Annotated in this window: 17 protein-coding genes; 4 read left to right on the forward strand and 13 right to left on the reverse strand. The window is 70.8% G+C overall.

The annotated features are described in order from the left end of the window. The first annotated feature begins 60 nt into the window (after nt 1-60). From C503_RS0111065 to C503_RS0111075, 3 genes are all read left to right on the forward strand, one after another. Entirely contained in the window at nt 61-3,846 is a 3,786-nt protein-coding gene (locus tag C503_RS0111065) for an ABC transporter ATP-binding protein (protein WP_018682269.1), read from the forward strand. A 650-nt stretch (nt 3,847-4,496) separates the two neighbouring features. Continuing rightward, a complete protein-coding gene (locus C503_RS0111070; protein ID WP_051114800.1) occupies nt 4,497-8,240 on the forward strand; it encodes a multifunctional oxoglutarate decarboxylase/oxoglutarate dehydrogenase thiamine pyrophosphate-binding subunit/dihydrolipoyllysine-residue succinyltransferase subunit in 3,744 nt (1,247 codons plus the stop codon). A 66-nt stretch (nt 8,241-8,306) separates the two neighbouring features. Continuing rightward, nucleotides 8,307-8,486, forward strand: coding sequence for a DUF6104 family protein (locus C503_RS0111075; RefSeq protein ID WP_018682271.1), 180 nt, complete (start codon nt 8,307-8,309; stop codon nt 8,484-8,486). Here C503_RS0111075 and C503_RS0111080 read toward each other — a convergent pair. The 6 genes from C503_RS0111080 to C503_RS0111105 all read right to left on the reverse strand — a co-directional run bounded on the left by C503_RS0111080 (nt 8,483) and on the right by C503_RS0111105 (nt 14,211). Continuing rightward, the gene (locus tag C503_RS0111080; protein ID WP_018682272.1) at nt 8,483-9,637 is read right to left on the reverse strand and encodes a hypothetical protein; all 1,155 of its coding nucleotides are present in this window, start codon (nt 9,635-9,637) and stop codon (nt 8,483-8,485) included. The two genes, C503_RS0111075 and C503_RS0111080, sit on opposite strands and share 4 nt — an antisense overlap. Continuing rightward, complete coding sequence (locus tag C503_RS0111085; RefSeq protein WP_018682273.1) at nt 9,634-10,833, reverse strand: proton-conducting transporter transmembrane domain-containing protein; 1,200 nt, start codon at nt 10,831-10,833, stop codon at nt 9,634-9,636. Before C503_RS0111085 ends, C503_RS0111080 begins: the two co-directional genes overlap by 4 nt. Nucleotides 10,834-10,847: 14 nt before the next feature. Then, on the reverse strand, nt 10,848-11,000 hold the full coding sequence (locus C503_RS45840; RefSeq protein ID WP_156893142.1) for a hypothetical protein: 153 nt from the start codon (nt 10,998-11,000) through the stop codon (nt 10,848-10,850). Then, nucleotides 10,997-12,610, reverse strand: a complete 1,614-nt coding sequence (locus C503_RS0111095; RefSeq protein WP_018682275.1) for a SulP family inorganic anion transporter — start codon at nt 12,608-12,610, stop codon at nt 10,997-10,999. Before C503_RS0111095 ends, C503_RS45840 begins: the two co-directional genes overlap by 4 nt. A 74-nt stretch (nt 12,611-12,684) precedes the next feature. Beyond that, on the reverse strand, nt 12,685-12,993 hold the full coding sequence (locus C503_RS0111100) for a hypothetical protein (RefSeq protein WP_018682276.1): 309 nt from the start codon (nt 12,991-12,993) through the stop codon (nt 12,685-12,687). A gap of 225 nt (nt 12,994-13,218) precedes the next feature. After that, entirely contained in the window at nt 13,219-14,211 is a 993-nt protein-coding gene (locus C503_RS0111105) for an aldo/keto reductase (protein ID WP_018682277.1), read from the reverse strand. 73 nt (nt 14,212-14,284) lie between these two features. Here C503_RS0111105 and C503_RS43205 point away from each other — a divergent pair, with 73 nt between their 5' ends. Further along, the gene (locus tag C503_RS43205; RefSeq protein ID WP_018682278.1) at nt 14,285-16,924 is read left to right on the forward strand and encodes an NACHT domain-containing protein; all 2,640 of its coding nucleotides are present in this window, start codon (nt 14,285-14,287) and stop codon (nt 16,922-16,924) included. 4 nt (nt 16,925-16,928) lie between these two features. On the opposite strand, the gene hutI is transcribed toward C503_RS43205, so the two are convergent. From hutI to C503_RS0111145, 7 genes are all read right to left on the reverse strand, one after another. Further along, on the reverse strand, nt 16,929-18,080 hold the full coding sequence (gene hutI / locus C503_RS0111115) for an imidazolonepropionase (protein ID WP_018682279.1): 1,152 nt from the start codon (nt 18,078-18,080) through the stop codon (nt 16,929-16,931). Then, entirely contained in the window at nt 18,077-19,375 is a 1,299-nt protein-coding gene (locus C503_RS0111120; RefSeq protein WP_018682280.1) for a formimidoylglutamate deiminase, read from the reverse strand. Before C503_RS0111120 ends, hutI begins: the two co-directional genes overlap by 4 nt. Further along, nucleotides 19,372-20,562: an allantoate amidohydrolase gene (locus tag C503_RS0111125; protein WP_018682281.1), complete on the reverse strand. Its 1,191-nt coding sequence runs from the start codon at nt 20,560-20,562 to the stop codon at nt 19,372-19,374. The genes C503_RS0111120 and C503_RS0111125 overlap by 4 nt, the downstream gene beginning before the upstream one ends. A gap of 25 nt (nt 20,563-20,587) precedes the next feature. Next, nucleotides 20,588-22,243 carry a urocanate hydratase gene (gene hutU, locus C503_RS0111130; protein ID WP_018682282.1) on the reverse strand — a complete coding sequence of 552 codons (1,656 nt, stop codon included), beginning with the start codon at nt 22,241-22,243 and terminating at the stop codon, nt 20,588-20,590. Next, a complete protein-coding gene (gene hutH / locus C503_RS0111135) occupies nt 22,240-23,766 on the reverse strand; it encodes a histidine ammonia-lyase (RefSeq protein ID WP_018682283.1) in 1,527 nt (508 codons plus the stop codon). The genes hutU and hutH overlap by 4 nt, the downstream gene beginning before the upstream one ends. 132 nt (nt 23,767-23,898) lie before the next feature. Beyond that, nucleotides 23,899-25,026 (reverse strand): hypothetical protein, encoded by a 1,128-nt coding sequence (locus C503_RS0111140; RefSeq protein ID WP_018682284.1) that lies wholly within the window; start codon nt 25,024-25,026, stop codon nt 23,899-23,901. Then, nucleotides 25,023-25,532, reverse strand: a complete 510-nt coding sequence (locus C503_RS0111145; protein WP_018682285.1) for a SigE family RNA polymerase sigma factor — start codon at nt 25,530-25,532, stop codon at nt 25,023-25,025. The genes C503_RS0111140 and C503_RS0111145 overlap by 4 nt, the downstream gene beginning before the upstream one ends. Nucleotides 25,533-25,567 lie beyond the last annotated feature (35 nt).

Genomic DNA, 25,567 nt, shown 5'->3' on the forward strand with positions numbered 1-25,567 from the left:
CCGTGGAGTTGTCCACAGGCAGGAGCCGCCCACCCCCGTGGTGGGCGGCTCCTGCTTAGTGTGGGCGGCGTGAACTCCTCTCCCGGCTGGATCCGCAGACTCGCCACCGCGTGTTGGCAGCACCGTGCGCTGGTGCTGCTGTCGCTGGTGGCATCGGTGGTGGGCGTCGGCTTCCAGGCCGTCGGCCCGCTGCTGACCAAGTTCGTGGTCGACGACGCGGTGGCAGGCCGCACGAACCGGCTCGGCTGGCTGGTCGCGGCGCTGGCCGGGCTGGAGCTGCTGACCTTCGCGGGTGCCTTCCTGCGCCGCTACGTTGGCGGCAGGCTGGCCCTGGACGTGCAGCACGACCTCCGCCAAGCCGTGTTCGGCGCGGTGCAGCGGCTGGACGGCGGCAAGCAGGACGCGCTGCGCACCGGGCAGGTGGTGTCCCGTTCGATCACCGACCTGCAGCTGGTGCAGGGCCTGTTGATGATGGTTCCGCTGTCGGTGGGCACGGTCGTGTTCGCGGTCATGGCGCTGACCGCGATGCTCTGGCTGTCGCCGCTGCTGACGCTGGTGTCACTGGTGGTCGTGCCCGCGGTGGCGGTGGTGGCGGGCAAGAGCCGGAAGCGGCTGTTCCCGGCCACCTGGTCGGCGCAGCAGAGCGCGGCCGATGTGGCGCAGCGGGTCGAGGAGACCGTCACCGGGGTGCGCGTGGTGAAGGGCTTCGGCCAGGAGGTACGCGAGGTCACCCGGCTGGAGAAGGCGGCGCGCAAGCTGTTCGCGGAACGGATGCGCTCGGCCCACCTGACCGCCAAGCCCGCCGCGACGCTGGTGGCGATGCCCGCGCTCGGCCAGGTGGGGGTGCTCGCGCTCGGCGGGTTCCTGGCGATGAACGGGCAGGTCACGCTGGGCACGTTCCTGGCGTTCGCGGGGTACGTGGCCAACCTGGTCGGGCCGACCCGGCTGCTGGCGGGCCTGCTGGTCAACGCGCAGCTGGCGCGGGCGGGCGTGGAGCGGGTCTACGAGCTGATCGACTCCCAGCCGGACGTGACCGACAAGCCGGACGCGGTCGACGTGCCCGCGGGCCCGGTGGCGGTGGAGCTGGACGCGGTCGGGTTCGGCTACACGCGCAGCGAGCCGGTGCTGGACGGGGTGAGCCTGCGGGTGTCGCCGGGCGAGACGCTGGCGCTGGTCGGCACCGCGGGCTCGGGCAAGTCCACGGTGTCGTTGCTGCTGCCGCGCTTCTACGACGTGCAGACCGGCGCGATCCGGGTGGGCGGGGTGGACATCCGCGACCTCCGGCTCGCCTCACTGCGCGGCGCGGTCGGGGTGGTGTTCGAGGAGGCGTTCCTGTTCTCCGACACCGTGCGCGCCAACATCGCCTACGGCAGACCCGAGGCCACCGCGGCGGACGTGGAGGCGGCGGCGCGGGCGGCCCAGGCGCACGAGTTCATCACCGCCCTGCCACAGGGCTACGACACCGTGGTCGGCGAGCGCGGGCTGACGTTGTCCGGCGGGCAGCGGCAACGCGTGGCGCTGGCGCGCGCGCTGCTGTCGGACCCGCGGGTGCTGGTGCTCGACGACGCGACCTCGGCGGTGGACACGGCCACCGAGTCGGCCATCCACGACACGCTGCGCGAGGTCACCGCCGCGCGCACCACGCTGCTGATCGCGCACCGGCGCTCCACGCTGGCGCTGGCCGACCGGATCGCCGTGCTGGATGGCGGACGGCTGGTCGACGTCGGCACGGACGTGGAGCTGACCATGCGGTGCGCGCTGTACCGGTCGCTGCTGGCCGGGCCGGGCGACGCGATCGAGGACCCGACCAGCCTGGCGGGCGACGACCTGGTGGCGGGCCAGGACGGCGTGACGGCCGCGCTGTGGCCCGCGGCGGAACCCGAGCAGGTCGGCGGGTCCGGCCAGGCGGCCCGGGTCGCGCAGGGGGCGATGGGTCCGGGTGCCGGGCGTGGTGGCCGGATGGGTGGCGGTCCCGACGCGCTGGGTGCGTTGCCGCCCACCGAGGAGCTGTTGGCCGACGTTGCCGCGCTGCCGCCCGCGCGGGAGGTGCCCGATCTGCGCGGCGAGGACCCGACCGCGCCCGATCCGGGGTTCCGGCTGCGCGGGCTGCTGCGGCCTGCCCGGTGGGCGATGGCGGTCGTGCTGGGGCTGGTGATCCTGGACTCGGTCACCTCGGTGGCGCTGCCCGCGCTGTTCCGACAGGGCGTCGACGACGGCGTGCTGACCGGGTCGCATACGGCGCTGGTGGTGGCGACGGTGATCGCGGCGGTGATCGTCGTGGTGATGTGGCTGAACACGGCCATCACCACGGTGTTGACCGCGCGGGTCGGCGAGCGGCTGCTCTACCTGCTGCGCGTGCGCAGCTACGCCCACCTGCAACGGCTGGGGCTGGACTACTACGAGCGCGAGCTGGCCGGGCGGATCATGACCCGGATGACCACGGACGTGGACGCGCTGTCGACGTTCCTGCAGACCGGGCTCACCACGGCGGTCGCCAGCGTGCTCACCGTGCTGGCGGTGACGGTCGCGCTGCTGGTCACCGATGTGTCGCTGGGTCTGGTGGCGCTGGCCGTGCTGCCGGTGCTGATCGTCGCCACGGTGATCTTCCAGCGACTGTCCACGGTGGCGTACGCGGAGGCGCGCGAGCAGGTCAGCGCGGTCAACGCGGACATGCAGGAGAACGTGTCCGGGCTGCGGGTGGCGCAGGCCTACACCCGCGAGGACGTCTCAGCCCGGCGCTTCGCCGAGCGCAGCGACCTCTACCGGCGCACCCGGCTGCGCGCGCAGCGCTACATCGCCACCTACTTCCCGTTCGTGGCCATGTTGTCCGGGCTGGGACAGGCAGCGGTGCTGGTGGTCGGCGCGAACCGGGTGGCCGAGGGCGACCTGAGCCCGGGTGTGCTGCTGGCGTTCCTGCTCTACCTGGGCCTGTTCTTCGCGCCGGTGCAGCAGCTGTCCGGTGTGTTCGACGGCTACCAGCAGGCGCGGGTGGGCCTGAAGCGGATCGGCGAGCTGCTGCGCACGCCCACCTCGGTGCGGCCGCCGGAGCGGCCGGTGCCGGTGCCCGCGCACCTGTCCGGCGAGGTGGAGCTGCGCGATGTCGACTTCACCTACCCGGGCACGGACCGGCCCGCGGTGTCCGGGCTGTCGCTGCGGGTGCGGTCCGGGGAGACGGTGGCGCTGGTGGGCGCGACCGGGGCGGGCAAGTCCACGGTGGTCAAGCTGATCGCCCGGTTCTACGACCCGACCGCGGGCGCCGTGCTGGTCGACGGCGTCGACCTGCGGACCTTCGACCCGTCGGCGTACCGGGGCAGGCTGGGCGTGGTGCCGCAGGAGGCGCACCTGTTCACCGGCGACGTGGCCCGCAACGTCGCCTACGGCGAGCCGGAGGCGCCACCGGCCCGGGTGGAGACCGCGGTGCGGGCGGTGGGCGCGCTGCCCACGGTCGCCGGGCTCACCGGCGGGTTCCGCCACCCGGTCGGCGAGCGCGGGCAGGGCCTGTCCGCCGGGCAGCGCCAGCTCGTCGCGCTGGCGCGGGCCGAGCTGGTCGACCCGGACATCCTGCTGCTGGACGAGGCCACCGCGGCGCTCGACCCGGCCACCGAGGCGGTGGTGCTGCGCGCGAGCGAGCACCTGGCCGGGCAGCGCACCACGTTCGTGGTGGCGCACCGGCTGGCCACCGCGGCCCGCGCCGACCGGATCGTGGTGCTCGACGGCGGCCGGATCGTCGAGGAGGGCACGCACGCCGAGCTGCTCGCCGCCGACGCCCACTACGCCCGGCTGTGGCGGCTGGGCACCATGGACCCCGGCGAGGAGGTGCCCCCGGAACCGGCGCCCGCGCACTGAATCCCCAGCGCTGGCCGGAAATAACCCACTGCGGCGAATTAGCGAAATGGCGGCTATTTCGGCGGGCGAACAATTCGACACCTTTGCCGGTCGGGATATCGACAGGCATCCCGACCAGCCGCAACGGACCGCGCGGGCGATCACCCCCGGGCGGCCGGGGTTTCCCGGGTGCCGGGTGGATCACGCACCGACCCGGTGCGCAATAAACCGTTTGCCCCGGTGACCCCTCGATGATCAAGCGGGCGCGGCCGCCGGGCATGCCCGGCGGACACCCGGGTACCCCATGGTCGGGCCCGACCGTTCGGCGTCCGCTCCGCGAGGTCAGGCGTACGGGAGACGACCATTCGGCGACCGTTCGGCGATCACCCCGCGGGGTGAATTCTCGGCGGGCGAACGGTGTCCCCGGGGCGAACGCACCCCGTTCCGCCCTGGTGCTTAGCGCACCTGATCGGTTCCTCAATCGATCCAGTAACCAGCGGCACACATGACCTCGAACACGGCAGGTTGGTTGAGTCACCAACGTCCTGACCGGGGGACTAACCTGACGGGGAGCGAGTTCAGAACGAGATCGAGATGGATAGAGGCGAGAGCCAGCCGTGTCCAGTAGTCCTGCGTCCCAGTTCGGTGCCAACGAGTGGCTCGTCGAGGAGATGTACGAGCAATTCCTCGCGGACCCGTCGTCGGTAGACCCCGCGTGGCACGACTTCTTCGCGGACTACAAGCCAACACCCCGGGCCGCGACCCAGGGTGCGGCGCAGGCGAAGACCACCGCGACCGCGGGTGACGCCGCCAAGGCCACCGCGGTCAACTCGACGCAGTCGGTGAAGTCTGTGGCTTCCGCGTCGTCCGTGGCTTCCGCGTCGTCGGGGGGAACGGCCACCAAGCCGCCCGCCTCCCCCAACGGCAAGGCGCCCGCGCCGGTGAGCAAGCCGAGCACCACGGCCGCGACCAAGGCCGCCGCGCCCGCGAAGTCCGCCGAGCCGGTCCGGCCCGCGAACAACGCCGCGCCCGCCAAGCCCGCGCAGCCGTCCGGCCCCGGTGGCGAGGAGGCCAAGCCGCTGCGCGGCGCGGCCGCCGCGATCGCCAAGAACATGAACGCCTCGCTGGCGCTGCCGACCGCGACCAGCGTGCGCGCGGTCCCGGCGAAGCTGCTCGCGGACAACCGCATCGTGATCAACAACCACCTGAAGCGGACCCGCGGCGGCAAGGTCTCGTTCACCCACCTCATCGGCTACGCCATGCTCCGGGCGCTTGAGGCGTACCCGAACATGAACCGGCACTACGCCGACATCGACGGCAAGCCGAACGCGGTCACCCCGGAGCACGTGAACCTGGGCCTGGCCATCGACCTGCCCGGCAAGGACGGCAGCCGCACCCTGGTGGTGGCCTCCATCAAGGGCTGCGAGGGGATGTCCTTCCAGCAGTTCTGGCAGGCCTACGAGGACCTGATCCGCAAGGCCCGCGGCGGCGCGCTGACCGCGGACGACTTCGCGGGCACCACCATCTCGCTGACCAACCCGGGCGGTATCGGCACCAACCACTCGGTGCCGAGGCTGCAGCCCAACCAGGGCACCATCCTGGGCGTCGGCGCCATGGAGTTCCCCGCGCCGTTCCAGGGCGCGAGCGAGAAGACGCTGATCGAGATGGGCATCAGCAAGATCATCACGCTGACGTCCACCTACGACCACCGGATCATCCAGGGCGCCGAGTCCGGCGAGTTCCTGCGCGAGATCCACCGCCTGCTGCTCGGCGAGGACGGCTTCTACGACGACATCTTCACCTCGCTGCGGATCCCGTACGAGCCGATCCGCTGGATGGAGGACTTCGCCGAGGGCCCGGTCGACAAGACAGCCCGGGTCATCGGCCTGATCGACGCCTACCGCACCCGCGGCCACCTGATGGCCGACACGGACCCGCTGAACTACCGCCAGCGCAAGCACGAGGACCTCGACGTCCTCTCGCACGGCCTGACGCTGTGGGACCTCGACCGCGAGTTCCCGGTGGGCGGCTTCGCGGGCCGCGAGCGGATGAAGCTGCGCGACGTGCTCGGCGTGCTGCGCGACTCCTACTGCCGCACGGTCGGCGTGGAGTACACCTACATCCTCGACCCGGCGGAGCGCCGCTGGATCCAGGACCGGGTCGAGGTCGTGCACGAGAAGCCCGCGTCCGCGGTGCAGAAGTACGTCCTGTCCAAGCTGAACGCGGCCGAGGCGTTCGAGACGTTCCTGCAGACCAAGTACGTCGGGCAGAAGCGGTTCTCGCTGGAGGGCGGCGAGTCGGTCATCCCGCTGCTGGACACGCTGCTGGACAAGGCCGCCGAGTACGAGCTGGACGAGGTCGTCATCGGCATGCCGCACCGCGGTCGGCTGAACGTGCTGGCCAACATCGTGGGCAAGCCGATCTCGCAGATCTTCCAGGAGTTCGAGGGCAACCTGGACCCGGGCCAGGCGCACGGCTCCGGCGACGTGAAGTACCACCTCGGCGCCGAGGGCAAGTACTTCCGGATGTTCGGCGACGGCGAGACCAAGGTGTCGCTGACCGCGAACCCGTCGCACCTGGAGACCGTGGACCCGGTGCTGGAGGGCATCGTCCGGGCGAAGCAGGACCTGCTGAACAAGGGCGACGCGACCGGCGTCGGCTTCTCGGTGCTGCCGGTCGCGCTGCACGGCGACGCCGCGTTCGCGGGCCAGGGCGTGGTCGCCGAGACGCTGAACCTGTCGCTGCTGCGCGGCTACCGCACCGGCGGCACCGTGCACGTGGTCATCAACAACCAGGTCGGGTTCACCACCGCGCCGGAGCACTCGCGGTCCTCGCAGTACGCGACGGACGTGGCGAAGATGATCCAGGTGCCGGTCTTCCACGTGAACGGCGACGACCCGGAGGCCTGCTACTGGGTGGCGCGGCTGGCCATGGACTACCGGCAGACGTTCAACAAGGACGTCGTGATCGACCTGGTCTGCTACCGCCGCCGCGGCCACAACGAGGGCGACGACCCGTCCATGACCCAGCCGGGCATGTACGACATCATCGACACCAAGCGCAGTGTGCGTAAGGGCTACACCGAGGCGCTCATCGGCCGCGGCGACATCTCGGTCGAGGAGGCGGAGAAGGCGCTGCGCGACTTCTCCAGCCAGCTGGAGCACGTGTTCAACGAGGTGCGGGAGCTGGAGAAGCACCCGATCTCGCCGAGCCCGTCGGTCGAGTCCGAGCAGCAGGTCCCGGTCAAGCTCGCCACCGGCGTCGACCGCTCGGTGCTGGAGCGCATCGCCGACGCGCACACCGGCCTGCCGGACGCGTTCACCGTGCACCCGCGCGTCAAGCCGGTGCTGGAGCGCCGGGAGAAGATGGCCCGCGAGGGCGGCATCGACTGGGCGTTCGGCGAGCTGCTGGCGTTCGGCTCGCTGAACCTGGAGGGCCGCATGGTCCGCCTGGCGGGCCAGGACTCGCGCCGCGGCACCTTCACCCAGCGGCACGCGGCCGTCATCGACCGCAAGACCGGCCGCGAGTACCTGCCGCTGCAGAACCTGTCGGAGGACCAGGGCAAGTTCATGGTCTACGACTCGGCTCTGTCGGAGTACGCGGCGCTGGGCTTCGAGTACGGCTACTCGGTCGCCAACCCGGACGCCCTGGTCCTGTGGGAGGCCCAGTTCGGCGACTTCGTCAACGGCGCCCAGTCGGTCATCGACGAGTACATCTCGTCCAGCGAGGCCAAGTGGGGCCAGGTGTCCGATGTGGTCGTCCTGCTGCCGCACGGCCACGAGGGCCAGGGCCCGGACCACACCTCGGGCCGCATCGAACGCTGGCTGCAGCTGTGCGCCGAGGGTTCGATGACGGTCGCGGTCCCGTCCACCCCGGCGAACTACTTCCACCTCCTGCGCAGGCACGCGCTCGACGGCGTGCAGCGCCCGCTGGTGGTGTTCACCCCGAAGTCCATGCTCCGCAACAAGGCTGCGGTGTCCCCGGTCGAGGACTTCCTCACCGACACCCGCTTCGAGTCCGTCATCGACGACCCGACGAACCCGGACGCCTCGTCGGTGAAGCGCCTGCTGTTCGTGTCGGGCAAGCTGTACTACGAGCTGGCGGCGGAGCGGGACAAGCGTGGCCTGAAGGACACGGCCGTCGTGCGGATCGAGCAGCTGTACCCGGTGCCGCAGCGCAAGATCGGCGCCATCTTCGACCGCTACCCGAACGCCTCGGACGTCCGGTGGGTGCAGGAGGAACCGGCGAACCAGGGGGCGTGGCCGTTCTACGGCTTGGCCCTGCCGGAGCTGTTCGCGGACCGACTGCACCGCATCACCAGGGTGTCGCGCCGCCCGATGTCGGCACCGTCGGCCGGGTCGAGCAAGGTGCACGAGCTGGAACAGCGGTCGCTGATCGAGAAGGCATTCGAGTAGGAGTTCCCGCTACGGGGCCGTCGGAGTTTCTTGCTCCGGCGGCCCTGTTTCCTTGGAGGATCGCCGGTGTACTTCACCGACCGCGGCATCGAAGAACTGGAAGAACGACGCGGCACCGACGAGGTGACCCTGGCCTGGCTGGCCGACCGCATGCGCGCCTTCGTCGACAACAATCCCGAGTTCGAGACCGCTGTCGAACGCCTGGCCACCTTCCTCGCCCGCGACGACGATGACTTCGAGGACTAGCGGTTCGCCGTGACCTGCTGGTTCGGGGGCGGCAGCAGGCTCGGGGCCAGGCCGGTGACGAGCAGGGCGGCCAGGGTCGCGGCGAGGGCGTAGTTCTCCAACGGGGTCAGGTCCCGTTCGCCGGTGGGATACTTGGCGTGGGTGAAGAGGCCGAGGAAGCCGCGCATGGCGGTGATTCCGGCCAAGGTCTGGGCGCCTATCACCGCGACGGCGATGAATGGGGAAGCCGAGGCCAGCACCCGATGTTCGTCGGCAAACGTTGGTAACAGGGGAAAGCCTGCCAGGGCCATCGCGAAGATCAGATAGGCGAAGGCCATTCGCGGGGTGGCGGACAGGTCTCCGCCGGGGGCACCCAGGGTGAGCGGCTCGCGGCGGGCGGCGAGGATGGCGACGGTCATGGTCAGGCCTGCGGTGGCGACCAGGGCTACCGACTGGTCGGCGCCTGCCAACACCAGCCCGTGGGCGCTGATCAGCAGGTATGCCAGTGAGCGACGGGCATCGACCAAGGCAACGGCGACCCATGCGGCGAGCAGGGCGGTGACGGCGCCCAGCCCGGGAGCGGCCACTGTGGACGGTAGGGGCATCGGCGCGCTCAGGTATGCGACCACGACGCTCAAGGGAGCGCGGGCGACGAAGCGCGGAAACCAGCTGTGCAGGGGAAAGACGGCCAGTCGGGCGGCGACAGCCAGCAGGAGGAATACGTCGCCGACCGGGCCGGGGAAGATCTCGCCCAGTCCCAAGAAGACAACAGCGGGAATCTGGTAGAGGACGAACAGCCGGTCCAACCCATCCGGGCGGTCGCGCAGCATCGACCACACCAGGACGATCGAGATCAGCCAGAGGCCGACATCGACGCCGGGAATGCGGATGGCCAGAAGAGCGCACGACACGGCCACGATTCGTAAGGCGCGGGACAGGATTGTCGGGGAGTGGGCGGCCGGGGTCAGGGCTGTGATGAGCAGTCCGGACAGGCATACGGCGATCAACGGGACGGCTGGTTCGCCGGGGATGGCCAGGCTGGATAGGGCCACGGCGACGATTCCGGTGGCCCAGCGGGTTGTGCTGCGGCGGGCCATGCGGGTGTCGGGGGCTCGGCTCGCGGCGAAGGCGGTGGCCTGCCAGGCGATGGCGGCGATGGTGGGGGCGATCATAACGGCGACTTCCAGGAAGTGATGCTGATCCGCCGCGCCACCCGGTCGTCGGTGTCGGCGATGCGGCGGGCAGTGCGGAGCAGGTCGGCGAGGAGGCGGTCGATCAGGAGGGCGTCGACGTAGCCGCGTTCCAGGGCGAACCGGTACAGCCACGCGCGGATGGGCGCGGGGACCAGGCGTTCCCAGTGCCTGCCGGTGGGCGGGAGGGGGCCGCCGATGGCCTGTTCGAGGTGGTGGTGGTCGTGCAGGAGGCTCGGGGAGCGCAGGATCTGGCCGCTGCGCAGGAGGGCGTGCCCGCTCAGGTGGACGAGGGCGAGCATGTCCAAGCCGAGCCCGACCTCCACGAGCACCAGCGCCACCTGGGTCATCGACGCATAGGCGAGAGCGCTCTTGATGTCCGTCTGCACCCGCCCGACCAGCGTCGCGTAGATGGCGGTCACCGCGCCGACGAGCACGACGGCCGGGCCGGTGACACCGTGGCGTAGCAGCAGGTACGGGCCGAGGCTGACCGAGATGGCGCCGTAGCAGATGGCGCTCGACGGGGTCGGGCCCTCCATCGCGCGCGGAAGCCAACCGCCGAGCGGGAACTGGGCGGACTTGCCCATCGCCGCCCACAGCAGCAACAGGCCGACCAGCCACTCCGGCCCGCCTCGGTGGAGGGTGACGACGGCGCCGATGAGGCCGAGGTCGCTGACCCGGTAGGTGACGAACGCCCACAGCCCGTGGGCGACCGGGCCCGGCCGGTGCTGGAAGTAGGCGATGAGCAGCGCCGATGCCAAGCCTGCGAGCTCCCAGCCGACCACGAGCAGGTCCAGCGAGCCTGCGAGCACGATCAGTTCAACGGCGGCCACGAACAATGCGAGCAAGAGGTAGAACCGCCGGTAGCCGGGATCTCGGCGCAAGTAGCGCTGCGAGAACACAGCAATCAGACAGCCGAGGAACGCGGCGAGCACGGCAACGGGCACGGCCACCCAGTCGGCGGTCAGGCTCGACGGGAAGCCGGGAAACCACTCGCCTAATGACACCGTCATCGGGCCGTGCACGAAGCACACGATCGCCAGCCCGATCGCCGACAGCAACGCGCCTGCGAGGGCCGCGACGACCAACACCGACACGGTTTCCTCGGACCGCCCGCGCCGCAACCACAGAGCGAGCCCGAGAACGAAGAAGGCCAGCAGCGGCAACCCGACCGTCATGAGCAATAACGCATTCATCGGGCCTCCGCGAGACGGTTCAGGTTCGGGTTCGCGGTGACGATCGCGGACAGGCGTTCCGGGGAAGCCTCGACGATCAGCAGCAACCGCACCGGTTCCGGCAGCAGCACCAGGGCCTGTTCGACGAGGTAGCCGACCGGCACGCTCATGGCCGCCGCCTGCGGCGCAGCGAGTGCGGGTGCGCGGACACCGGGTCGAGCCCGTCGAGCCCCTCGACGCGCAGGTCCGCACCGGGGAGCTCCTTGCCGAGCTGGTCCAGCCGGGCGAGGAAGGTGTGGTCGACCACCGCCACCTCACGGACGTCCACCACGACCTCGCGCACCCCGGAGCCCGCGCGGGCGATAGCTCGGCGCAATGGCAATAACGCGGGGAACACTGCGGCACCCGGGATCCGGACACGGAGCACGTCGCCATCTCGGAGTACTCGCAGCCGGGGCACGAACGCGGGGACCGGCACGCCGCGCAGCAGGTGCAGCACGATCTTCAGCGCCAGCCCGGCCGCGACGCCGATGAGCAGGTCCGTGGCCAGCGTGACGACCAGCGTGGTGAGGAACAGCGCGAGCTGGTCCCAGCCGATCCGGCCGACGTGCGCGAACTCGCGCGGCGCGGCGAGCCGGAAGCCGGTGTAGACGAGCATGGCGGCCAGCGCGGCCAGCGGGATGGTCTGCACCAGTCCCGGGACCAGCGCCACACAGAGCAGCAGGATCGCGCCGTGGCACACGTTGGACCAGCGGGACCGGGCCCCGGCGTCCAGGTTGGCCTTGCTGCGGACGATCTCGGAGATCATCGGCAGGCCGCCGACCAGCGCGACGGCCAGGTTGCCCGCGCCGATGGCGAACAGGTCGCGGTTGAGGTCGGCGGGCCTGCCGCCGGGGTTCATCGAGTCGACCGCGAGCACGGTGAGGGTGGACTCGATGGTGCCGATGAGCGCGAACATCGCGATGTATTGCACCGAGGTGCCGCTGAAGACCTGCGCGAAATCCGGCAGGGTCACCGCGTCCAGCAATGATCCGGGCAATCGGACCAGGAACTCCGGGCCGAGGTGGAAGTCGGCCGCCGCGAAGTGGTAGTCGTGCGGGCGGTCCAGGTGCAGCCACAGCCCGATCGGCACCGCGACCAGCAGTACGACCAGCGGCGCGGGCACGACCGTGCGCCACCGGGCCCGGATGAACGGCATCCCGAACAGGATGACCAGCGCGGCCGCGCCGATGACCAGGATCAGCGGGTTGGCGTGCGCGACGCTGTGCGGGATCTCGGCGAGCAGGCCGAGCGGGGTCTCCGCGCTCGGTTTCACGCCGAGCACCACGTGCGCCTGCTTGGCGATGATGATCACGCCGATCGCGGCGAGCATGCCGTGCACCACCGACGGCGACATGGCCACGCCGATCCCGGCCGCGCGGACCAGGGCGAACACGATCTGCACCAGCGCGGCGACGGCCCCGGCGGCCAGCGCGCGCCGGTAGCCCGCGACCGCGTCGCCCGCGCCCAGGTCGTGCACGGCGCCGACGGCGATGACGATGAGCCCGGCCGCCGGGCCCTTGATGGTCAGCGGGGCGCCGCCGAGCAGGCCGCCCAGGATGCCGCCGACAATGGCCGTGAGCACGCCTGCGACCGGCGGGAACCCACTGGCCAACGCGATTCCCAGGGACAGTGGCAGGGCGATGAGCGAGACCAGGAATCCGGACCGGAGATCACCGACGGGAAGGCGGCGACGCGGTTCGAGGGCGGCCGGGACCGACCTCGCGATCTGTTCGGACATCGTGAGGCTTCCTTTTTCAGGACGCGACGGGGAACCTGCGCCGTCACTTTCCGACGAGGTTTGCGAAGAAATCGTCAGCGTCCCACCGGCGGGCCGCGGGCCGCCAAGACCGCGCCACCGGATTCCGCGGGAATGGGCGTGGCACCGGAGTCGACCACCGCGTACCAGGTCGCACGGAGCACCGATTCGGTCCCCAGCAACGCCGCTACCTGGCCGTTTACCGGAATGGAGATCGAGACGGCCGCTCCCCGGGAAACCGGGTCGGCATCGGTCCTGATCTGTTCGGCCGGGGTGCAGCGGTGCCCCACCCCGGCCGCGCACGGGGTCGTCGCGAGTCCGGCCGCGGCCAGCAGGGCCACCAGGAACAGCGCGACCGAGCGCATGGCGGACCTCCCCCTGCCGGGAATTCGGTTCCGGAATGGTCGCCCACCATTCCCAGAATGGCGCCGACGACGGCAACCAGGGCCCTACCGATGATCTAGGGCGCGCGGAACAAGCGCAAGAGGAAAGTATTCGCGTTTTCACACGCGGCGAGATTTCCGGCCGCTATGTCCTTTTCACCGAACCGCGCGACCCCCGGCACGGCCTGCCCGGGGGTCGCGCGCCGGTCACCAGGCGTACGCCTCCGGCGCGGGCTTGGCGCCACCCGGCGCGGGCGCCGGGAACAGCTCGTCCAGCTTGGCCAGCGCGTCCGCGTCCAGCTTGATCTCCAACGCGCGCAGCGAGCCGTCCAGCTGTTCCAGGGTGCGCGGGCCGATGATCGGGCCGGTGACCCCGTCCTGGGCCAGCAGCCAGGCCAGGCCGACGTGCGCCGGATCCTCGCCCAGGTCGGCACAGAACTTCTCGAACGCGTCGATCACCTCGCGGTGCTGCTCCAACGCCTCCCCCGACCGGCCGCTCAGGCCGCGCGCCGCGCCGCCCTCGCGCTGCTTGCGCAGCACCCCGCCGAGCAGGCCGCCGTGCAGCGGCGACCACGGGATCACGCCGAGGCCGTAGTGCCGGGCCGCGGGCAGCACCTCCAGCTCGACCCAGCGGGTGAGCAGGTTGTAGATGGACTGCTCGGACACCAGCCCCAGGAAGTGCCGCTCCCGCGCCGCCTCCTGCGCCTGCGCCAGGTGCCAGCCCGCGAAGTTCGACGAACCGAAGTAGAGCACCTTGCCCTGCTGCCGCAGGACGCCGAACGCCTCCCAGATCTCGTCCCACGGCGTGGTCCGGTCGATGTGGTGCATCTGGTAGAGGTCGATGTAATCGGTCTGCAACCGGCGCAGCGACTCGTCCGCGGCCTGGCGGATGTGCAGCGCGGACAGCCGGTTCTGGTTCGGCCAGTCACCCATGCCGCCGTAGAGCTTGGTGGCCAGCACGGTCTTCTCGCGCCTGCCGCCACCCTGCGCGAACCACCGGCCGATGATGTTCTCGGTGATCCCCTCGCCCTGCTGCCAGCCGTAGACGTTGGCGGTGTCGAAGAAGTTGATGCCGTGCTCGTGCGCCCGGTCCATGATCACCTGGCTGTCGGCCTCGGTGGTCTGCGGGCCGAAGTTCATGGTGCCGAGGACCAGCCGGGAAACCGACAGGCCACTGCGGCCGAGGTTGGTGTACTCCATGCGGCCAACCTAACCCCGGACCAACTCCAGCTCCGGGTGAAACGATCGCCGGTGATCACCCGACGGGGCAGGCATGGGCGAAACCTGGATGTGGGCGGTGTTGGTGGTGGCCGCTATCCCGCTGGCACTGGTCGTGGACCGGCATCGCCGTCCGTCGTTCGACCGCCGGTACCAGGCGTTCATTCTGCGGACGCTGCACTTCATCGACCTCAAGGGCCTCCAGACCCTCAGTCACACCGGCCTGGCCTTCGACGCCGTGTACATCGAGCTGAGCCTGGTTCAACGCGCGCCGCACGAGGTAGGCACACACCTGCTCCCTGAGATCCCTCACGACACGCGGGAGCGGTTCCGCATCGAACGGACTCTCGACCGGGATCAACCGAGCCTGTTGGTCGTGCTCGGCGGGCCGGGCAGCGGCAAGACAACCCTGTTGCGGAAGACCGCCCGGGAGATCTGCCAATCCTCTTGGCGCAGGTCCGTACCGATGCTGCTCTACCTGCGCGACCACATCCCCGCGATCACCGAGGGAGCGCCGCTACCTGCCCTGATGCGGGCAAAGCTCGGGCTGCTCGCGCAGCACGAGCCCACCGGGTGGTTCGACCGGCAGCTCGCGGATGGGCGCTGCGTGGTCATGCTCGACGGCTTGGACGAGGTCGCCGCCGCCGATGACCGTGCGCGGGTGTCGGCCTGGGTGGACGAGCAGGTGCGGCAGTACCCAACCAACGACTTCGTGGTGACCTCCCGCCCCCAGGGCTACCACGATGGGCCGATCGAGGGCGCCACAGTGCTCCAGGTGCGGCCGTTCACCACCGGACAGGTGCGGACTTTCGTACACGGCTGGTACCGGGCGTTGATCCAACCCGGAACGGGCGAGTCGGCTGAGGCGGCTCGGGATCTCGCACGTCAGGACGCGGACGACCTGCTGACCCGGCTGGACGCTGCGCCCGCGCTGGGCGATCTGACCGTAAACCCGCTGTTGCTGACCATGATCGCGACCGTTCATCGGTTTCGTGGGGCGCTGCCGGGGTCGCGGGCGGAGCTGTACCGGGAGATTTGCGAGGTCATGCTGTGGCAACGCCAGAAGGCGAAGAACCTACCGGTCGGGCAACGCAGCCGCTACAAGCTGACACTGTTGCGAGCAGCGGCCTTCGAGATGATGTCACGCGGTGTCCGACAGTTGCCGCGCCTGGAGGTGCTGGAACAGTTTACCAAGTTGCTGCGGCGGCTGTCGACGCCATTGAACGCGGAGGACTACCTGCGTGAGACGATGTCGGACGGACTGTTGGTCGAATGGGAGAAGGACGAGTTCGGCTTCGCCCACATGACCTTCCAGGAATACCTGGCCGCCACGCACATCCAGGATCGGGGCTTGGTCGATACCCTCGTCTACGCGGTGGACGACCTGTGGTGGCGCGAGACGACACTCCTGTACACCGCGAACGCGGACGCTGACCCGATCATGATCGCGTGCCTAGCCTCAGGCACTGCCCCGGCCCTCGCGCTCGCCCTGGATTGCCTGACTGAAGGCGTGGAGATGGCCGAAGACCTCCGACTGGACCTGGAGCGACTACTGGAGTCCGTTGTAGACGATTCGTTAGGAGCCGAACGCAGGCCGGTGATCGCTCGTGTCTTGGCTACCCGATTACTGCGCGACACTGTTCCTACAGCCAACGATGTCTCCATGCTATGTGGGCCAGTACCAGCGAACCTATACCGCCTGTACCTCACCGACACTGGACAAACCGAATTAACTGCCGGCCGCGGCAACGAACCCGTAGCAGGCGCCAGCTTCATCAATGCACATGAGTTCTCAAGGTGGCTCACGAAGATCAGCGGTGCCCGAAAACGCTTCCGGTTGCCAACGGAGACCGAGGCCCAACAGGGGCGCCCCAAGTTAGACGGACTTGCGTTGTGGACATCCAGTGGCGATCTCTGGGCATTAGAGAAGCCAGCAGAACCGATCACCGATGTAGACTTGCAAAGACAGATCACCAACGACTTCGTCGCCCAACTATTCCCCTATGTCGAGGGCTGGCAAACTTACAACAGGACCCTCCAGATCGTCGAACGCCGACGCGGGATCCGGGTCCCGCCGATCTGGCCTGACACAGATCATGACTGGTCATCTACACCTGTTTCAAGCCATACCGATCTTGTCCTCTTTCACCGCAGGCCCACCAGTTCGGCACTGGCCCAAGGATCCGTGGGCAGCGTATTGAGCCTGCCACGCAACGCAGGCGAGCGGTGGACGTTCCGCAATCAATGGGGCATGGCTGTCTCTGAGGTCTTCGCTGACCATATCGTCCGCGATCTAAAAGAGGATTTCGTCTCGACTGCGGCGCGCCGCTTTCTCGTTGTGACCGGAGTGGCCGATCTCCATGTAGAGCCGGTCGAAGTAGGAGAACTACCCGGCATGCTGGACCGGCTCTGCACATTTCTGGACGAGAATAGCGGATCGTGGACTTGGTACCAGGTCATGGCTGCTCGACTACGACAACTGGCCACGGGTCCATTCACAGGCGGCCTGGTCGATGCGGAAACCGCAGCCAAGGTGCGACTGCTATCAGTCACACTCGCTAGCGAGCCCATTGTGCGGAACCTACTACAGCGGCAACGCCTACTGTATTTTGCCACTGGAATCACCCTGTTGGAGCGACGCTGGGCGGGCCAACTTCCGCCACGGGAAACGATCGTACTCGCGGTGACACAGTAAGCCCTCAAGGGAGGCGGACCGGGATTCCTGACCGCCAGACTGCCCAGGTCAGCGGGACGCCGGGGCGGTAGGCGAGGTGGGTGACCGAGGGGGCGTCCAGGATCTGGAGATCCGCGCGGGCGCCCACCCGCAGCACACCCACGTCCTCACGGCGAAGGGCTTCCGCACCCCCTCGGGTGGCGGCTCGGATGGCTTCCTCGATGGACAAGCGCATCTGGAGCACGGCCGTGGCCACGCAGAACGCCATCGACGACGTGTACGACGAACCCGGGTTGCAGTTGGTGGCCAGGGCGATCCGAGCACCCGCGTCAAGGAGTGCGCGGGCGTCCGGCAGTGGCTGGCGGGTGGAGAGGTCGCAGGCGGGGAGCAGGGTGGCGACCGTGTCCGAGTTGGCCAGGGCGTCCACATCGGACTCCGTCAGATAGGTGCAGTGGTCGACGCTGGCGGCGTCGAGTTCGACCGCGAGGCGCACGCCGGGGCCGGGGCCGAGTTGGTTGCCGTGGACGCGGAGGCCGAGGCCGTGTTTGGCGGCGGCCTTGAGGATCCGGCGGGACTGGTCCTCGTCGAACGCGCCGGTCTCGCAGAAGACGTCGGCCCAGCGGACCAGGGGGGCGACGGCGTCGAGCATGGGGCCCGCGGCCAGCTCCACGTACTCGTCCGGGTCGGCGCCGGGGGGGACGAGGTGGGCGCCCAGGTAGGTGACCTCGTCGGCGAGCTCGGCGGCGATGCGGGCGGAGCGGACCTCGTCGGCGACGGTCAGGCCGTAGCCGGTCTTGGTCTCCAGACAGGTGGTGCCCTGCGACACCGCCTCCTCGACGTGCTTGCGCAGGACCGCGCGGAGTTCGGCGTCGGTGGCGGCGCGGGTCGCCTCGACCGTGACGGCGATGCCGCCCGCCGTGTACGGCTTGCCCGCCATGCGCGCGCCGAACTCGGCGGTGCGGTCGCCCGCGAAGACCAGGTGGGTGTGGCTGTCGACCCAGCCGGGCAGGCCTGCCCGGCCGCCCGCGTTGACCCGGGTGTCGGCGGCCGGGGCCAGCATGGACGCGCCCACCCAGCCGATCCGGTCGCCGTCGAGGATGACCGCGGCGTCGGTCAGGACGCCCAGCTCCTCGTCGTTGGTCGTCAACTCGCCCAGGTTCGTCACCAACACGCTCACCGCGCCGCCTCCACGACCGCCATCGCCGCCCCGAGCAACCGGCCGACGTCGCCCAGGATGTGCACACCCGCGCGGACGACCTCCCGGCCGCCCACCACCACCGTGTCAATATCGGTAGCCGTCGCGGCGAGCAATACCTGCTCCGGTGTACACCCTGCCGTACGCGGGCTGTCCAGTCGCACGGCGACCAGGTCCGCGGGTGCTCCGACGGCGATCCGACCCGCCTCGGGCCAGCCCAGGGACGCGTGCGCGGTCATTGCCCCGACCAACTCGGCCGGACTGAACCGACCGCGTTGACCGGTGCGTAGTCGTTCGCCATGTTCGAGTGCTCGGGCTTCGAGGAGCATGTCGACCACGGCGTGCTGGTCGCTGCCGAGCGAGATCGGCGAACCGGCGTCGGCGAGCTCGCGGGCCGGGCCGATCCCGTCGGCCAGGTCGGCCTCGGTCGTGGGGCACAGGCAGGCGCCGGTGTGCGACTCGCCGAGCAGGGCGATGTCGTGCGAGGTCAGGTGGGTCGCGTGCACGGCGGTGGTGCGCGGGCCGAGCGCACCCGCGTCGGCGAGGAGCTGGGTGGGGGTGCGGCCATAGGCGGTCAGGCAGGCGTCGTTCTCGGCCGGTTGCTCCGAGAGGTGGACGTGGATCGGACCGTCGAAGGCGGCGACCGTGGCCAGCGCCGCCCTCGGGACGGCCCGGACCGAGTGGATGGCGGCGCCGATTCGGAGATCCGGGGTCGGTGCAAGCCGGGCGACACGCTCGGCCCACACGTGCACGTCTCCGTCGGAGAACCGACGCTGCTCCTCGGAGATCTCCTGACCGATGCCTCCGGCCAGGTAACAGGTGTCGAGCAAGGTCAACCGAATCCCCGCCTCCCGCGCGGCCTGCGCGAGCGCGTGCCCCATCGCGTTGGGATCCCGGTAGCGCGTGCCGTCGGGGGCGTGGTGGACGTAGTGGAACTCGCCGACACAGGTGATCCCGGCCAGCGCCATCTCCGCGTAGACGGCTCGGGCGAGGAGCAGGTAGTTGTCCGGATCCAGGCGGCCTGCCAGGTCGTACATCCGGGTACGCCAAGTCCAGAACGTCCCGCCATCACCGTGGGTACGCCCCCGCAACCCCCGGTGAAAGGCATGCGAGTGCGCGTTGGCGAAACCGGGAAACACGACACCCGGCAGCCTTGTCGCGTCGCCGGGCTCGGACCCGGCGCTCACCTCGGTGAACACACCGTTCTCGACCCGCACGCGGACACCCGAGACCAGACCGTCCGGCAACCACGCCGAAGGACACCAGTAGTCGGTCATCGGGCGAGGGTTTCCAGGGTCCGGGCCAGGGCGGTGACGCCCTCGGCGCAGTCGGTCGGCTCGGCGAACTCGGCCGGGGCGTGGCTGATGCCGGTGGGGTTGCGCACGAACAACATCGCCGTTGGCACGTGCGCGGCGAGGATGCCCGCGTCGTGGCCTGCCCCGGTCGGCAGCGCCGGGACACCGCCCAGGGCCTCCGACAACGAGTCGCGCAGGGTCGGGTCGAAGATGACCGTGTCGCCGTAGGACTCCTCGGTGACCGTGACCGTGCAGCCCTCCTCGGCCGCGGCCGCCTCGGCGAGCGCGGTGATCTCGGCGACGACGGCCCGAGTGCGGGTGTCATCGTCGGCACGGGCATCGAGCCACAGGTCGACGCTGGACGGGATCACGTTGGTACCGCCCGGGTTCGGGATCAGCCTGCCGACCGTGGCGCGGGCGCCGTCCACCGCCGCGGCGGAGCGACGGGCGGCGAGCACGACCTGGGCAGCGGCCACCATCGGATCGCGGCGGTCCACCATCAGCGTGGCACCGGCGTGGTTGCCCTCGCCGGACACGCTGATCCGCCACCGGCCGTGCGCCAGGATCGACCGCGCCACACCCACCGGCGCACCCAGGTCGACCAACCCACGTCCCTGCTCGACATGCAGTTCCACGAACGTGCCGATCCGCCGCAACGCCTCGGCATCAGCCCCCACCCGCGTCGGGTCGAGACCGGCCGAGCGCATCGCGTCCGCCAGCGTCACACCATCCACATCGGACAAGCGCAGCGCGGCGTCCGGCGCGATCGCCCCGGCGAGCAACCGCGACCCCAGACACGCGACCCCGAACCGACCCCCCTCCTCCTCCGCGAAAACAACCACGGCAAACGGCTTACCCGGCCGAAATCCCTTGCCCCGCAACAAGTCCACGGCCGCCAACGCTGATACCACACCAAGTGGCCCATCGAACGCACCCCCGCCGGGCACTGAATCCAGATGGCTCCCGGTGACCACCGCCCCGTCCCCCGGCGGCCCCCACCACGCCCACAGGTTCCCGTTGCGGTCGCACTCCACGTCCAGCCCGCGCGCCCGCGCCTCGGCCGTGAACCACTCGCGCAGCTCCAGCTCGGCGCGGTCGTACCCGTGCCGGGAGAAGCCGCCGCGCCGCGCGTCGGCCCCGATGTCCGCGATGTCGGCCAGGTCGGTCATGAGCGAACCTCCCACTCGATCCGGGTCACGAGCGGGTCATCGGGATCGTGACCCCGCGCTCCGCCGCGACCTCGTCCGCGCGCTCGTACCCCGCGTCCACGTGCCGCAGCACGCCCATCCCCGGGTCGTTGGTCAGCACCCGCTCGATCTTCTGCGCCGCCAGCGGGGTCCCGTCCGCGACGGTGACCTGCCCGGCGTGGATCGACCGTCCGATCCCGACACCGCCACCGTGGTGAATGGACACCCAGCTCGCGCCGGAAGCCGTGTTCACCAAGGCGTTCAGCAACGGCCAGTCCGCGATCGCGTCGGACCCGTCGGCCATCGACTCGGTCTCCCGATAAGGCGAGGCGACCGAGCCGCAGTCCAGGTGGTCACGGCCGATCACGACCGGGGCCGACAGCTCGCCCGAGGCCACCATCTCGTTGAACCGCAACCCCGCCAGGTGCCGCTCCCCGTACCCCAGCCAGCAGATCCGCGCCGGAAGCCCTTGGAACGCGACCCGTTCCCCGGCCATCTTGATCCACCGAGCGAGGGAGTCGTTCTCCGGGAACAGATCCAGGATCGCCCGGTCCGTCGCCGCGATGTCCGCCGGGTCGCCGGACAGGGCCGCCCACCGGAACGGTCCCTTGCCCTCGCAGAACAACGGCCGGATGTACGCGGGCACGAACCCCGGGAAGTCGAACGCCCGCTCGCAGCCGCCCAGCTTCGCCTCGCCCCGGATCGAGTTGCCGTAGTCGAACACCTCGGCGCCCGCGTCCAGGAAGCCGACCATGGCGTCCACGTGCTCGGCCATCGAGTCCCGCGAGCGGTCGGTGAACTCGTCCGGCTTCTTGGCCGCGTAGTCGCCCCAGTCGCCCAGGTCCACGCCGCGCGGCAGGTACGCCAGCGGGTCGTGCGCGGAGGTCTGGTCGGTGACCACGTCCACCTCGACGCCCCGGCGCAGCAGCTCCGGCAGCACCTCGGCGGCGTTCCCGATCACGCCCACCGACAGCGGCCGCCGCTCCCGCTTCGCCGCCTCCACCCGCGCCACCGCGTCGTCCAGGTCGTCCGCGAGCTCGTCCAGGTAGCGGGTCTCCACGCGGCGGCGCGCGCGCACCGGGTCGACCTCCACGCACAGCGCCACGCCGTCGTTCATCGTCACCGCAAGCGGTTGCGCGCCGCCCATGCCGCCCAGCCCCGCGGTCAGCGTGAGCGTGCCGCGCAGCGAGCCACCGAACCGCTTGGCCGCCACCGCCGCGAACGTCTCGTAGGTGCCCTGGAGGATGCCCTGGGTGCCGATGTAGATCCACGACCCGGCGGTCATCTGCCCGTACATGGTCAGCCCGGCCGCCTCCAGCCGCCGAAACTCCGGCCAGGTGGCCCAGTCCCCGACCAGGTTGGAGTTGGCGATCAGCACCCGGGGCGCCCACTCGTGCGTGCGCAGGACCCCGACGGGCTTGCCGGACTGCACCAGCAAGGTCTCATCCTCGCCCAGCGTGGTCAGCTCGCGGGTGATCGCGTCGAAGCTGGCCCAGTTGCGGGCGGCCTTGCCGGTGCCGCCGTAGACCACCAGATCGTCCGGCCGCTCGGCGACCTCGGCGTCCAGGTTGTTGTGGAACATCCGCAGCGCGGCCTCGGTCTGCCAGTTCCGCGCGGTCAGCGTGGTGCCGCGGGCGGCCCGCACCAGTCGGGGGTTGCTCACGAGTTGCCTCCCTTGACGGCACCCAGCAGGGCGCCGGAACGGATGAGTTCTTCGGCGGCGGCGATCTCCGGCGCGAGGTGCCGGTCCGGTCCTGGACCGGGCACGTGCGCGCGCAGCGCGGCCACCGCGGCCCCCGTCGCCGGTCCGGGTTCCAGCGGTGCTCGCAGGTCCAGCGCGCGGGCGGCGGTCAGCAGCTCGACCGCCAGCACGGTGGTAAGCCCGTCGACCGCGGTGCGCAGCTTGCGCGCGGCCGACCAGCCCAGCGAGACATGATCCTCCTGCATGGCCGAGCTGGGAATGGAGTCCACCGAGGCGGGCACGGCCAGCCGCTTCAGCTCGGCCACCACGGCGGCCTGGGTGTACTGGGCGATCATGTGCCCGGAGTCCACGCCCGGGTCGTGCGCGAGGAACGGCGGCAGCCCGTGCGAGCGGGCCACGTCCAGCATCCGGTCGGTGCGCCGCTCGGCCATGCTCGCCACGTCGGCGACCGGGATCGCCAGGAAGTCCAGCACGTAGGCGATGGGCGCGCCGTGGAAGTTGCCGTTGGACTCGACCCGGCCGTCGGCCAGCACGACCGGGTTGTCCACGGCGGCGGCGAGCTCCCGGTCGGCGACGGTCTCCGCGTGCGTGAGCGTGTCCCGCGCGGCGCCGTGCACCTGGGGCGCGCACCGCAGCGAGTACGCGTCCTGCACCCGGGTGCAGTCCGGGCCGCGGTGGCTGGCGACGATCGGGGAGTCCGCCAGGAACCCGGCGATCCGCGCGGCCGACTCGGCCTGTCCGGGGTGCGGGCGCAGCGCCTGGAGGTCGGCGGCGAACACGCGGTCGGTGCCCAGCAGCGCCTCGACGCTCATCGCGGCGGTCAGGTCCGCGACGTCGAGCAGGTGCCGCAGGTCGCGCAGGGCCAGCACGAGCATGCCGAGCATGCCGTCGGTCCCGTTGATCAGCGCGAGACCTTCCTTCTCGGCCAGCACCACCGGCTCGATCCCGGCCGCGGCCAACGCATCGGCCGCGGGCCCGCGCACCCCGTCGACGTGCACCTCGCCCTCGCCCATCAGGGCAAGCGCGACGGCGGAGAGCGGGGCCAGGTCGCCGGAACAGCCCAGCGAACCGTACTCGTGCACCACCGGCAGGATGCCCGCGTTCAGCATCCCGGCCATCGCCTCCACAGTGGACTGACGGACGCCGGTGTGCCCGGTGGCCAGGGTGCGCAGCCGCAGCAGCATCAGCGCGCGCACCACCTCCGGCTCCACCTCGCGCCCCGACCCGGCCGCGTGCGAGCGGATCAGCGAGCGCTGCAACGCCGTGCGCCGGTCCGGTGGGATGTGCCGCACGGCCAGCGCGCCGAACCCGGTGGACACGCCGTAGGTCGGCTCGACCGCCTCGGCCAGCTTGTCGATGTGCGCCCGGGTCGCCGCCACGCCGCGCAGGGCCTCGGCGGTGACCACGACCGGGGCGCCGCCGCGGGCGACCGCGACCACCCCGGCCCTGGTCAGCGGGCCGCCGTCGAGGGGTACTGGTTCCATGCCCCCATCTCAACCCGATCCAGGGCCGGGCACGACCCGGGATCGGCGGAGAGTGTCTGGTATCCCAGACTCGGGCACCCTGGACGCAGGCCACCCGGACCCAGGCCGCCCCCGACCGGTGGTGTCCCGGACTCAGGGGCCGGTCGCCCAGGGCACCGGGGTCGCGCCGATCCGGACCGACGCGAGCACCCGGGTGATCCGAGCCAGCCGCTCCTCCTGGGTGCCGCTGTCGCCGTCGGTCGAGAGCGCCACGTCGAGCCAGCCCTGTTCGCTCCACAGCCACAGGTTGTCGTCCCGGCCGCCGGGCTGCACCGGGATGTAGATCGCCTGCCTGCCGAGCACGGACTCCTCGCGGCCCCGCGCCCGGTCCTCCTGGTTCGGCCCCTTGCCGGACAAGGTCACCTGCACGAACCCGTAGCCGTCGGTGTCGCCGGTGACGAAGTAGTCGGCGCCTGCCACGGCCGCCCGCACCCCGTGCGTCCTTGGCCGGAACCCGCTGCCCGGATCGAGCTCGGCGGCCACCGCGAGGGTCTCGCCCTGGACCGGCGCCACCGAGTCGGCGAACCGCACGACCTGCTCGACGGTCCGGTCGACATCGCTGGTCAGCTGCTGCGCGGTCACCTGGAACCTGGCGGACCCGGCGGACCAGACGGCCTGCACGGTGTTCTCCGGGTCATGCGCCACCGTCAGGGTGCCTGCCTGCCCGGCGATGGTGACCGCCCGGTTGTCCGGGAGGGTGCCGAGGTTGCGGTAGGAGGTTGTGTCGCCGTCGGTGCCGAACACGGTCAGGCTGATCATGGGCTTGGTGTCCGGCATACCCGTCGCGGACCACGTCCGGCTGACGGTCTGCCCGGTCACCGTGGCCCACCGCTGGGCCTCGCGGAAGCCCGTGGGCAGCCAGGACGGGCCGAACGCGATCGGCACCACCACGGCGGGCGGCGGCGCGAACAGCGGCGGCCCGGCCGGAGTGGTGTCCGGGTCGGCCGTCCGGCGCAGCACGATCACACTCGCCAACGCGCCCAGCACCAGCGCCGCGGCCACCACGGCGATCAGCGACCGCCTGCGGGTGGGCCCGCGCCGAGCAGGCTGGACGGCGGAAAGGTCGTGCACCACGGCACCGTCCGCGATCTCCAGGACGTCCTCGGCGAGCACGCGCGGGCCCGCGCCCAGCACGACGGCCACCGTGTGCGCCGGGTCGGGCGCGGCCGCGGCGTGCCGGGCGACGGCGTCGCGGACGAGCAGTTCCAGGTCGTCGTTCACAGCGCCTCCTTGGCGGTGCGGCCCATGCGGGCGTCGTCGCGGAGCGTGGCCATCGCGCGGGAGAGATGGCTGCGCGCGGTCGCCTCGGCGCAGCCCAGCTCGTCCGCGATCTCGGCGAACGAGCGGGAGGCGTAAAAGCGCAGCACGACGGCGGCCCGCTGCTTGCGCGGCAGCCGGGCGATGCCCGCGAACACCGCGTCCCGCTCGTCCACCGCCTCGGTCGGGTCGGCCACCGGCGGGCTGTACGCGGCCATGCGCTCGTGCGAGGCCAGCACGTCGGTGCGGGCCCGCCGCCGGTTCCAGGACAGGAACTCGTTGGTGACCATCCGGTTGACGTAGCCCTCGGGCGAGTCCATCCCCGAGATCCGCGACCACCTCTGCTGCGCGCGCAGCAAGACGTCCTGCACGATGTCCTGCGCCTGGTACGGATCACAGGTCAACGCGGTGGCGTAACGCAGCAGCACCCCCGTGCGGGCGCGCACGAAGTCCTCGAAGCTCTCCGGCATCGGTCCCCCTTTCCGCACAGATAACGCGGTGGGGG

This window comes from Actinokineospora enzanensis DSM 44649, from assembly GCF_000374445.1.
GTDB classification, from domain to species: domain Bacteria; phylum Actinomycetota; class Actinomycetes; order Mycobacteriales; family Pseudonocardiaceae; genus Actinokineospora; species Actinokineospora enzanensis.